The 10,243-nt window shown below is 54.0% G+C and carries 10 protein-coding genes and 1 tRNA gene; 6 read left to right on the top strand and 5 right to left on the bottom strand.

Annotated elements, in window-relative coordinates; all coding sequences use genetic code 11:
• Positions 1-319 (top strand): transposase (locus QC823_RS02265; protein WP_309654735.1); only part of this gene is annotated, 319 nt, incomplete at its 5' end.
• Positions 320-743: 424 nt separating this feature from the next.
• On the opposite strand, the gene QC823_RS02260 is transcribed toward QC823_RS02265, so the two are convergent.
• The 3 genes from QC823_RS02260 to QC823_RS02250 are packed head-to-tail and all read right to left on the bottom strand — an operon-like array spanning position 744 to position 3,166.
• Complete coding sequence (locus QC823_RS02260; protein WP_309654734.1) at positions 744-1,700, bottom strand: TraI domain-containing protein; 957 nt, start codon at positions 1,698-1,700, stop codon at positions 744-746.
• Entirely contained in the window at positions 1,687-2,934 is a 1,248-nt protein-coding gene (locus QC823_RS02255) for a tyrosine-type recombinase/integrase (RefSeq protein WP_309654733.1), read from the bottom strand. The genes QC823_RS02260 and QC823_RS02255 overlap by 14 nt, the downstream gene beginning before the upstream one ends.
• The gene (locus QC823_RS02250) at positions 2,927-3,166 is read right to left on the bottom strand and encodes a hypothetical protein (protein ID WP_309654732.1); all 240 of its coding nucleotides are present in this window, start codon (positions 3,164-3,166) and stop codon (positions 2,927-2,929) included. Before QC823_RS02250 ends, QC823_RS02255 begins: the two co-directional genes overlap by 8 nt.
• Before the next feature lie 151 nt (positions 3,167-3,317).
• Between QC823_RS02250 and QC823_RS02245 the strand changes: the two genes are divergently transcribed.
• On the top strand, positions 3,318-3,530 hold the full coding sequence (locus QC823_RS02245; RefSeq protein ID WP_309654731.1) for a helix-turn-helix domain-containing protein: 213 nt from the start codon (positions 3,318-3,320) through the stop codon (positions 3,528-3,530).
• Positions 3,531-3,692: 162 nt separating this feature from the next.
• On the opposite strand, the gene QC823_RS02240 is transcribed toward QC823_RS02245, so the two are convergent.
• Positions 3,693-3,769: transfer RNA gene (locus QC823_RS02240), tRNA-Met, on the bottom strand.
• A gap of 287 nt (positions 3,770-4,056) precedes the next feature.
• On the opposite strand from QC823_RS02240, the gene phbB reads away from it, so the two are divergent.
• The gene (phbB, locus tag QC823_RS02235) at positions 4,057-4,803 is read left to right on the top strand and encodes an acetoacetyl-CoA reductase (RefSeq protein WP_309654730.1); all 747 of its coding nucleotides are present in this window, start codon (positions 4,057-4,059) and stop codon (positions 4,801-4,803) included.
• Between the two features lie 165 nt (positions 4,804-4,968).
• Here phbB and QC823_RS02230 read toward each other — a convergent pair whose 3' ends face one another.
• Complete coding sequence (locus tag QC823_RS02230) at positions 4,969-7,800, bottom strand: DUF349 domain-containing protein (RefSeq protein ID WP_309654729.1); 2,832 nt, start codon at positions 7,798-7,800, stop codon at positions 4,969-4,971.
• Positions 7,801-8,139: 339 nt separating this feature from the next.
• Here QC823_RS02230 and minC point away from each other — a divergent pair, with 339 nt between their 5' ends.
• The 3 genes from minC to minE all read left to right on the top strand — a co-directional run bounded on the left by minC (position 8,140) and on the right by minE (position 10,204).
• Positions 8,140-8,883, top strand: a complete 744-nt coding sequence (gene minC / locus QC823_RS02225; RefSeq protein ID WP_309654728.1) for a septum site-determining protein MinC — start codon at positions 8,140-8,142, stop codon at positions 8,881-8,883.
• Positions 8,884-9,137: 254 nt separating this feature from the next.
• On the top strand, positions 9,138-9,956 hold the full coding sequence (minD, locus tag QC823_RS02220) for a septum site-determining protein MinD (RefSeq protein ID WP_309654727.1): 819 nt from the start codon (positions 9,138-9,140) through the stop codon (positions 9,954-9,956).
• Positions 9,953-10,204, top strand: coding sequence for a cell division topological specificity factor MinE (minE, locus tag QC823_RS02215; RefSeq protein WP_179930010.1), 252 nt, complete (start codon positions 9,953-9,955; stop codon positions 10,202-10,204). Before minD ends, minE begins: the two co-directional genes overlap by 4 nt.
• Positions 10,205-10,243 lie beyond the last annotated feature (39 nt).

Below are 10,243 nucleotides of genomic sequence, written 5' to 3'. Positions count from 1 at the left end.
ACTCAAATCAGCGCTCAATTTACACCTGTCCTCGACAGATCGCGGCCACCTGACCACCCAGGACGTCATGGCCCGCAATCAGGTGAATCTGCTGCTTAGCCTCTATGCGTACCAGGTGCTGCACAGTGTGCGTTGCGTGATGGAACGTCGGACCGGGCAAGGTTGGAGCTTGATCAAGCTGCGTGAGCAAGTGTTAAAAGTGGCGGCCACGTTCACGGTGAAATCCCGCCAAATCCGCATGCGCTTGAGTGTTGCAGCCGACAAGTGGTGGCCTCGTTTACTCCCGGGTATCCGCCGACTGCAGCCGCTTCCCGACTGACATTGGCAGCTTCAACGGCGCAAGTATCATCATCGGCCAAGGGCCGAGAGCACACCGTGGGAAGATGACGGCTATCTATGCAAAAACGCGATAGAAACGGGACACTAAAGGCCTATCTCGCATCACTATCGCGTCGGTAAGACGTTAAATAGCCTCAACGCATCCACCATGCAGACGTAAAGCGCTAAATAATGGCGCTACCGCCGCGATGAATGAGGCGGGGTGAAGTGTCTTTTCAGGCCTAATTGCTGATCAGATTATGAATTATCAACAGACAGCTAATCTTTCAGTTCACCCAATGATTCTGGCTGGCAATGTTGGTAACGACGTCACCATCATGTCGGTGGTCGTTTGGCAATACGGATACTAAACAAAGCCGCCAAAAAAATACTGGCGGCATTGGCTGAGTCACAAAATAGACGGCCTATTGCGGTTGTAAGGCAGGAGGTTCAGGCCGCCAAAACAGGTTTTGGCCGAGTCGGCTAAAGCCCCAGCCACCGGTACGGCTAAACGCTCGCGCTTGGTTATCCACCATGGCGCTTTGCCCGTCGGCATCGCGCACATAGCGTGCCAGCGTCATGGCGGCCGGCTGGCCGTAGCGCGCGCCAGGTGACGCACATGTCCATACGTGTCGCAGCATGATCGCAATATCCGGTGCATGCTGGTCCAAGTACGCCAGTCCATAGGCGCAAGCTTCCAAGGTCAACGCATCATGGCTGCAGAGTTTCCATGCCGCGTTCGGCTTGCCTTTCGAGTCGTAGGTGTAGGTTTTACCGATATCGTGCAATAGCCCCGCAACGAAACACGTCTCCTGCATCAGGCGTGACATTGTGGGCTCGTTTAAGCGCAGCATTGCTACCGCATTATTAGCGACGTCGAGTGAGTGCTGCAGCAACCCACCCGGGTAGGCATGATGATACGAGACGCTGCCCGGGGCGTTTAAAAATGACTCCAGGCGATCCTCGCGCTCAAGTACCCGGGTTAAGCACTCGCGCAAGTGTTCTGACTGCAGGGATTGCGCGGTCGACACCAACTGATCGAAGGCCTCGGGCACTGGGCAATACAAGCGCGGCAGCGACTGAAGCGTCTTTAATGCGGCCACTTCTTGTTGATCCGCCCGGCGACACGCTTGAACCACAAACTGACCTGAAAAGGACTTTACACCGGTCGCCGTCACAAGATCCAAGTGGCCAATACGCTCAGGGGCCAGCATTTTATCCAAGTTTAGAAAGGCAACATGATCCCCCTCACAGTCGGAGAACCGCAGCTTTAAGAAAGGCGTTTTGGCATCGTCGAATACCGCCAGGCGGCCTGTCAGACGATACGTGCCCGAAAAGGAGCGCGAAAGGGAGTGATGTGGGTGGTTATCAAGCCGTTTCATGGCTGTGCTCCTTCTTTGTTGACGTAGTAGCAGATGACGTATTGCCGAGTAGGCGCTCAAAGGCCGAACCATCCATACGGGTGGCATTCGGGACGTAGCGCGAATAGACCTTAAACAGCATTTCGGTAGAGCTGTGGCCCAGCATCCGCGCGACCCATTCCGGGTTCTCCCCGGAAGCAAGAAACAGCGTCGCGGCGGTATGACGGGTTTGGTAAGGGCGGCGCTTATTCAGGCCAAGCGCTTTCAGCAGCGGATACCACACCCGCTTGGTCACGTTGTTGTGATCCAGGGGTTGGCCCAGCTGATTGCAGAATACGTACTCACTCTGTTGGCCTGTGGCCGCGTATTGCGTCTTGAGCGCGTCATACACCTGGCTGAACATCGGGATTTCCCGCTGAGAGCCGTCGGTTTTGGTGTACTCCGTTTCGCCATTGATCAGTGTTTCGCGCACCAAAATTTCCCGCTTGGCAAAATCGACGTTTTTCCACTTTAGGCCATCAATTTCGCCGGTACGCATGCCGGTAAAAAAGCGCACGGTGTAATAGTTGCGATAGTCCGGGCGAACGTTATCGATGATGCGCTGCACTTCTTGGAGCGAAAACGGTTCGATGTGCGTCTTCTGTAGCTTCAGCGGCTTGATGTTCTTGTAGGGCGTTTCAAAATCGAAGCGCTCCGCCGCCTCATCGAGCACCATCCGCAGAATGGTCATATGGCTATTGATCGTCTTGGGCGACACCACGCCCGTCGCACTGCGGCCTTTGCGTTTGGCCAGCTTGGCGCGAAACGCCATGATGTGCGCTTTGGTAATCTCTCCAACCGGCTTTTTGCCAAACGCCGGTATGAGCGAGCTATCCAGAATCGAGTTGACGTTGCGCACATGCGAGGCACGCCACTGAATTTTGTTCTCTTCAAACCACTGCGAAGCGAAGTCGTTGAATGAGGGAGTATCGGCAGGTGTTTGGCTACTCTCTAATTGTGTCTCTGAAGGCGGTTGATGACTTGACGCTGCAGTATCTAAACCAAGTTTGCGCAGATTTTTACTGCCAGGAAAGAATTCAGCGTAATCAAAATCACCCAATAAAATCTTTGCCTCTACGCGGGCAAGTAGCTGTTCTACTTTTTTTCGATTCGCGGGGGTGTCTTTAAGCGCTGTTTGTTCGCGAAGGCGCAGTCCCTGGTAGAAGAAATCCAGATAAAGCTTTCCCGTCTCTTTGCGTTGGCGAACCTTACCCATGGCTGAAACCTCCGTTGGCCATAGGGATAGCGATATTGCTGGTAGCACTTTTCAGCATTTCTTTTTCGACGGCTTCCCAGAGGAAGAGGATTTTCCGACGTCCAAAGGGCTTGATGTAATGAGTGCCCTCAATCAAGACACTATCTTTGAGTTGCTGGCGAATAGTGCGGCAGTCGTACTTGATGCGCTGAGCAAGCTCCTCAGTCGTTAAATAGGTGTATGACGCTTCCATCGAAAACCTCCAAAAGGGGTGGTATTCTGCGTGACTAAAAGGCATTCAAAACATCAGAATGTCATTCTAAATGTTATTTTAGACAGCATTAGGCCATTTGCAAGGTTTTTTTGCTATCCAGAATGACAAAAATGCTTTTGAGGAGGTTTAGATGGTCCGTTGCCACCTTGCTCGTTTGATGGGCGAGCACAAAATGAAAATTGTCGATGTGGCACGTGAAACCGGCCTAAATCGCAATACCGTGACGCTGCTTTACAAGGAGACTGCCCAGAGAGTTGAGCTAGATGCGTTGGATAAGCTATGCAAATTATTCAACTGTGAGGTGGGAGACTTGCTTGAATTTCAAGATAAGCGTGGAGAGTAGGGTGGCGATTAAACGGTTTGCGCCGATGCCTGAAGGTCACGAGAAAAAAATGCAGAGGGAAGCGTAGGCGTGAATGTGTCACATATGCGTCACAAGAAATTAGCATGCTAAAGACAATAAAAAAGGCAGATCAGTAAGTAACTGATCTGCCTCTAAAAATATTGGTAGCGGGGACCGGATTTGAACCGATGACCTTCGGGTTATGAGCCCGACGAGCTACCAGACTGCTCCACCCCGCATCAACGTGTTGCGTATACTACGCTTTTTTAGCGCTGCGTCAAGGCTTAATACCAAACCTTTGCCTTATAGTCGTGAATGTCCTGTTGCTGCAACATGGCTGTATAGAAGCTATGCTGCTATAACAACGACATAGCGCTCGCTTACAACAACAAATTTTGTTGGCGGCATGCATAAATCAACGCAAATACGCGTGCCGTTGATGTTTTGGCGCAAATGCGCCTGTTCGTAGATGGCTTGCGAAACACGAACGTGATCCAAGCCATGTGTCATATCAGGGAGGTAGTCTATGGCCAATCAAGCCCCCGTCGCCTGGGTAACTGGTGGAACTGGTGGTATCGGTACAGCAATTTGCCGCACGTTGGCGGATGCGGGTTACCAGGTAGTGGCGGGTTATCATAACCCCGACAAAGCCAAAACCTGGCTAGAAACGCAAAAAGCTGACGGCTACAACAATATTGCGCTCTCCGGTATTGACCTATCTGACTTTGATGCGTGCCTTGAAGGTGCGCGCGAAATTGAAAGTCAGCATGGGCCGATCACGGTACTGGTTAACTGTGCGGGGATTACTCGAGACGGCACGCTGAAGAAGATGTCGCACGAGCAGTGGAGCGAGGTAATCGATACCAACCTCAACAGTGTTTTCAATACTTGTCGTAGCGTTATCGAGAGTATGTTGGAGCACGGCTACGGCCGTATTATCAATATCTCTTCCATCAATGGTCGAAAAGGCCAGTTTGGGCAAGTGAACTACGCGGCAGCCAAGGCGGGTATGCACGGCCTTACCATGTCGCTCGCACAGGAAACAGCGACAAAAGGCATTACCGTTAACACGGTCTCTCCCGGCTATATCGCAACCGATATGATAATGAATATTCCGGAGAAGGTCCGAGAAGCCATACGCGAAACCATTCCGGTGAAGCGTTACGGCACGCCAGAAGAAATCGGCCGCTTGGTAACATTCCTGGCAGATAAAGAGTCGGGCTTTATTACCGGTGCCAACATCGATATTAACGGTGGCCAATTCATGGGGTAACCCCAGGCCAACAAGTAGCTAGAATCAAGTAGCTACTGTTTGATAGCGATAGAAATGCAAAGCGGGAGGCTCTAAGCCTCCCGCTTTGTTGTTACGGGCTGTTGTTACGAGCTGTTGTTAAGGACTTTTTACATACTGTCGATTCGCTAAAAATGAATAGAGGGTTTATGGCGGAGGCAGGCGCGAAAGTCGTGAGAGCAAGTCGTCGAGTTCGCCTACCTCAGCGTTCCACAGTGTTTCTGGCATCGGGCCGAGCGCAAGTAGTGCGGTGAGAATCGCTTCTAGCTCTTCGGCGCGGCTACGCGTTTGCTGTAAGCCCTCGTTTAAGCGCTCAACTTGAATGGCCAAACGAAGGGGTTCGTCGCTTTGCTTTACGCGTCCGAGCGCCAGTAGCGAGAGATGAACGCGTAACCGTGCCAGCTCTTCGTGTATGGCGTCTTGCTGCGTTGAATCAAATGTGGCGGCGTTTGCACGCTTCGCATTGCGGGCGTCATGGGCCGGAATAAATGCGTCTGGTAGTGGCGTTTTGAGTGTTTCGTCGGCATCAACGGAAGCTACTGCATCAGGGTTGTCCAGCGCGAGTTGATCAGCGGCTAGATGCGCATTGACAAGCGGTAAGATGTCTTGCCACTGAGTGACTTGCAACATGACATCGAGGCGGCTCAAGCGTTCTCGCCGGGCGCGAACGATGCCGCTTAGGCGTTTTTGCATGCCGTCACTTCGCCGGCTTCTGGGAAGAGGCTCTAATGCTTCTGCTTCGCGCAGAAACCCTTCAAGCGTTGCAGCATCGTCAGGGCTATTCGGTTGCCAGGCGTCCATGCGCTCAATCAGTGCCTGCATAGCATCAAGCTGTTGTTGCTGGTGCGCGGCGCGTTCTGATTGCTGGGCGTCACGCTGGGCAAATACTTGATCACAAGCGTGGCGGAAAGTTTTCCACAGCGCTTGTTCTTCCCCTTTAGGCGCACGGCCCAGTTGGCGCCACTGCTGTTGCAAATGCTTGGCCTGCTGTGTGCGTGCGCTGATGGGGGTGTCGCTTGTGTCCACAAGGGCGCGCGCGTGCTCCACCAGCTCGCGTTTTTGCTCAGCGATGACGTGGGCGCGTTCGTCGATCAGCGTTTGCAGGCGGTGGCGCACGCGGCCAAAACGGCGGCCGATGCTTTCGGCGTGTTCGCGCGGCACCGGCGAGTAATGGCGCCACTGGTGACGGGCTTTATCGCGAATTTCGCGCAATACGTCAGGGTCAGCGTCGGCGGAAGGCTGTTCTAACAACGCTTCAAGCTGCTCGCATAGGGCTTCTCGCGCGGCAAGGTTCTCTTGGCGCTGCTGGGTTAGGCGCTCGCGCCACGACGCTAAACGTTCATGGATACGGTCTGAGGCCGCGCGAAAGCGAGTGGAAAGTTCGCGGTTGGCGGCTGCATCGCCGAGGGATTTCCACTCTTTGACGAGTTGCCGGTGACGTCGGTCTAGCGCGGCTTCGGCGAGTTGTGAGTCGTCAGCAAGCGCTTCGATGCTTTCACATAGCTGCTCGCGTTTGGGGCCAGCGACAAAGCCGCGCCAATCACGAAGTTCCGCAAGTCGGGCGCCCAGATGTTTGAGCCGTGAGATAAGCGGCTTGGCCTGTTTGCCGCTAAGCGCCTCAATTTGCGGTTTAATACGCTGATGCAGGCGGCTAGCACTTTTGAAAGCGCCGCGCTCAAGTAAGTGCTCAAAGGCGTCGAGCTCTTGATTCAACGCCTCCAGTGTGTCGGGCGTGGGTGCATCTGCCGTATTGGCTTCTTTCTGGGCGTTTAGGGCTGCTTGAGCCTGCTGCAGAAGTGCTGGTGCCACCAGTGAACGGGGCCAACGGCAGGCGCTCACATGCGCGGCGAGGGCGGTGTTATCCGCATCGTATTCATCAGCCTCGTGTAACGCGCTTTTAATGGCTGGCTGCTCGGCAAGCCAACGTTCCCACGCGGCACTGATTTCTTCATAGCGTTGCATCGCGCGGTGGTAGCGCTCAAGGCTTGCCTCGCTTGGCAAATGCGTATCTGAAAGGGCTTGCCAGCGTTGGGCCAGTAATCGGTGTTGCGCGCGCAAGCTGTCGATATCTTGGTCGCTGATGCTCTCGCCATGCTGAAGGCCGTTTAGGGTCTCTTCCAGCCCTTCAAGCAGTTGCTCCCGCGTATTTTCGGCGGCTTCTTGGTGCTGTTGGCGCTGCTGGCGGGCATGCTCGTGAGTTTCATGGTCGTGAAGGGTTTTCCGACACCCTAGCACCGCTTGCTGGTAGCGCGCGTCTTGCTCAGTGGTGGGAGGCTTTTCAAGTTGTTCCCACTCACGCTGAAGGTGGCGAAAACGCCCCGCGTAGAGTGGCTCCCAGGGCGATTTTGCGTGTTGCTCTAGGGCCTTCAGCAGCGCTTCGCGCCGTTTGTGCTGGTTTTCCCCCCACTCGGCATCGGCCTTGAGGCGGTTGAGCCGTTCACGCGCGAGGCGTGTCACCTGGCGGTCGCGGCGTGACTCTTTGAGCAAGCGCTTAAGGCCGGCTTCGCTTTCTACCTGCTCGGCAGCGCGGTGGCGCACCGTGACGACGGCGTTGTGACACGCTTGATGAATCAAGTCGTCTTCTTCAGTGAGCTGTTCGAGTGCGCTCAAGCGCAAATCTAAATTGTCACCTTCAAGGGCGACGGCATTGAGTAAACGCGAATCGTCAAGCGCCTTTAACTTGGCTTGGCGCTCGGCTAAATCGTGTTGGCCAACCTGCCCACATAGACGCACTAATATAGCGGTGAACCAAGCCTCGTCATGGCGCTGCTTAGGGTACTCCGCGATCAGCCCGTCAAGATCATCAAGGGTGATGAAGGCTTCTAAACGAATATCGGCTTGCTCATCATTAGCCAGCGTTTCGAGCGCTTGATGCTGTTCAGGCTTTGTGGGGTCGAGCCGTGAAAGGGCCTGGCGACGCACCTCGGGGTCGGGATGTTGCCACCGAGGAGCGAACAGGCGTCGTAACAGTCCGTGCATGGGTTATCCTGCTGTGAGGGGCCTAGCGAAAAAAATAGACGTAAAAAATCGATCAGTGCCTTTTGGCGGTTGCAGTTGCCGGCACTGTCGCTTAGTTTTGGTTGACTTAGCTTTAGCAGACATAGTTTTGGCAGACATAGCTTTGGCTGACATAGTGTTGCTTACGCATCCTTTTGATGGTGCCTCCTAATGGTACTTTCTGATAGTGCAGAGTCTTTATAGAGCAATTCTTTTTAGAGCAGCGCCTTCATAGGGCAGAGAATGTTAAGCTCCATCGCCGTATCGCATGGGAATGCGCTACCTTTAAATTCTACCTGATCAAGACACGGAGTTTCGGCCATGAATCTAACAGCGGATAATGCCGACGTGGCCTTCACTTTTAAAGGCGGCATGTTGCCCATGATGGTGATGGAGCTTAACAGCGCCGACCCTGAGTCGATCCGCCAGCAGCTCAAGGACAAACTCTCGCAATCGCCAGCGTTCTTTCAGCATACACCGGTTGTCCTGAGTGTGGAAAAGCTTGATACGCCACATTTAGCACTTGAACGGATTTGCGCAGTGTGCCGTGACCATAAATTGCTGCCGGTGGCGGTGCGCGGCGGGGCAGACCCAGTGAAGCAGTCGGCGTGGGCACTGGGGCTAGGCTGGTTCGCCCCGGTAGAAGAAGAGCGTGCACGTCGCTTAGCCAGCATAGCAGCGGAAAATGACAGCGTAGAGGAACAAACTCCTCAAGACGCGTCGGAGGAAGCGCCGGCCGGGGCGCGCGTATACCGCGGCACAGTGCGTTCAGGACAGCAGGTAAGCGCCTCAACGGGAGACTTAGTAGTGATCGGTGCGGTTAACGCCGGCGCTGAAGTGTTGGCAGCGGGCAGTATTCACGTCTACGGTGCGTTGCGGGGGCGAGCGCTTGCGGGGATTCATGGCAATTTAGGCGCCGGTATTTATTGTCGCGAATTGCATGCCGAGTTGTTGTCGGTGGCGGGTAACTATAAGCGCCTGGAAGATATTGACGCGCGCCGTCTCGGGCTGCCCGCCGAAGTGTATTTTGCTAGGGAGCAGCTGGAAATAAAACCGCTTGCCTAGTGACGTGTGGAACTTAGTGACGTGCGAACAAAAGCTAAGCGCGAAATATCGTAAGAAAACGTCACTATCCGGCGAATGACCTAGGTTTAAGTCAAAAATGTTAGCGTCATTTATTTGCGGGATGTCAGGGCGCAAGGTGCTGGCGTATGATGCGATGCAGTAAATACTGTCAACCACGACTATTGCCATCTACGATTTAAGCGTGCGCGATGCACGCCAGCAAAGCGTGCACAATGTCAAAAAGGAAGAAGACCTTGGCCAAAATTATTGTAGTAACCTCAGGTAAGGGTGGGGTGGGTAAAACCACCAGTGCCGCCGCGATTTCGACGGGTCTTGCGCTGCGCGGTAAAAAAACCGTCGTTATCGACTTCGACGTGGGCCTGCGCAACCTGGATTTAATTATGGGGTGTGAACGGCGCGTGGTGTACGACCTAGTCAATGTCATTCAAGGCGAGGCCGGGTTGAACCAGGCGTTGATTCGCGATAAGCGGGTCGAGAATCTGTTTATTCTCCCTGCGTCGCAAACCCGCGATAAAGATGCGCTGACCCAAGAGGGTGTGGAAGACGTCCTCACCAAGCTCAAAGAAGAGTTCGACTATATTCTTTGCGACTCGCCTGCCGGTATAGAGCGTGGCGCGCAGTTGGCAATGTACTTTGCCGATGAAGCGGTCGTGGTAACCAACCCCGAAGTATCATCGGTGCGTGATTCTGATCGCATTTTAGGCTTGTTAGCCTCTAAAACGCGTCGCGCGGAACGCAGCGAGGATCCGATTAAAGAGCACTTGCTGGTCACGCGTTACAACCCAGAGCGGGTTACCAGCGGCGACATGCTGACCTTGGACGATATTCGCGAAATCTTGGCTATCGACCTGTTGGGCTTGATTCCGGAATCAGAAGCGGTGTTACGTGCCTCTAACCAAGGGGTTCCCGTGACGCACGATGCGGCGAGTGACGCCGGCCAAGCTTACACCGATACCGTATCGCGCCTGCTAGGTGAAGACGTACCACTACGCTTTCATGAAGCACAGAAGAAAGGCATTTTGACGCGTATGTTTGGGGGAAGTCGCCGATGAAACTTATGGAGTTTTTGAAACGCGAGCGCAAAAAATCGGCCTCGGTGGCGAAAGAGCGCTTGCAAATCATTGTGGCGCACCAGCGTAGCCAGCGCGGCCAGCCAGACTATATGCCGATGCTTGAGCGCGAGCTTTTGGAAGTGATTCGCCGCTACGTCCACGTTGACGACGATGCGATCCAAATCTCGCTGGACAGCGAAGATAATTGCTCTGTGCTGGAGCTTAACGTTACGTTGCCCAAAAGCTAACGTCCATTAATCTCGTTGGTTTGATTAACGACCTCGTTT

Source organism: Vreelandella vilamensis (genome assembly GCF_031451755.1).
GTDB classification, from domain to species: Bacteria; Pseudomonadota; Gammaproteobacteria; order Pseudomonadales; family Halomonadaceae; genus Vreelandella; species Vreelandella vilamensis.
This window is presented reverse-complemented; position numbering and strand designations above follow the sequence as displayed.

Excerpts from the sequence above, each read along its gene's own strand:
- QC823_RS02260 (WP_309654734.1), bottom strand. The coding sequence starts at position 1,700 with ATGAAACGGCTTGATAACCACCCACATCACTCCCTTTCGCGCTCCTTT.
- QC823_RS02255 (WP_309654733.1), bottom strand. The coding sequence starts at position 2,934 with ATGGGTAAGGTTCGCCAACGCAAAGAGACGGGAAAGCTTTATCTGGAT.
- QC823_RS02250 (WP_309654732.1), bottom strand. The coding sequence starts at position 3,166 with ATGGAAGCGTCATACACCTATTTAACGACTGAGGAGCTTGCTCAGCGC.
- QC823_RS02245 (WP_309654731.1), top strand. The coding sequence starts at position 3,318 with ATGGTCCGTTGCCACCTTGCTCGTTTGATGGGCGAGCACAAAATGAAA.
- phbB (WP_309654730.1), top strand. The coding sequence starts at position 4,057 with ATGGCCAATCAAGCCCCCGTCGCCTGGGTAACTGGTGGAACTGGTGGT.
- QC823_RS02230 (WP_309654729.1), bottom strand. The coding sequence starts at position 7,800 with ATGCACGGACTGTTACGACGCCTGTTCGCTCCTCGGTGGCAACATCCC.
- minC (WP_309654728.1), top strand. The coding sequence starts at position 8,140 with ATGAATCTAACAGCGGATAATGCCGACGTGGCCTTCACTTTTAAAGGC.
- minE (WP_179930010.1), top strand. The coding sequence starts at position 9,953 with ATGAAACTTATGGAGTTTTTGAAACGCGAGCGCAAAAAATCGGCCTCG.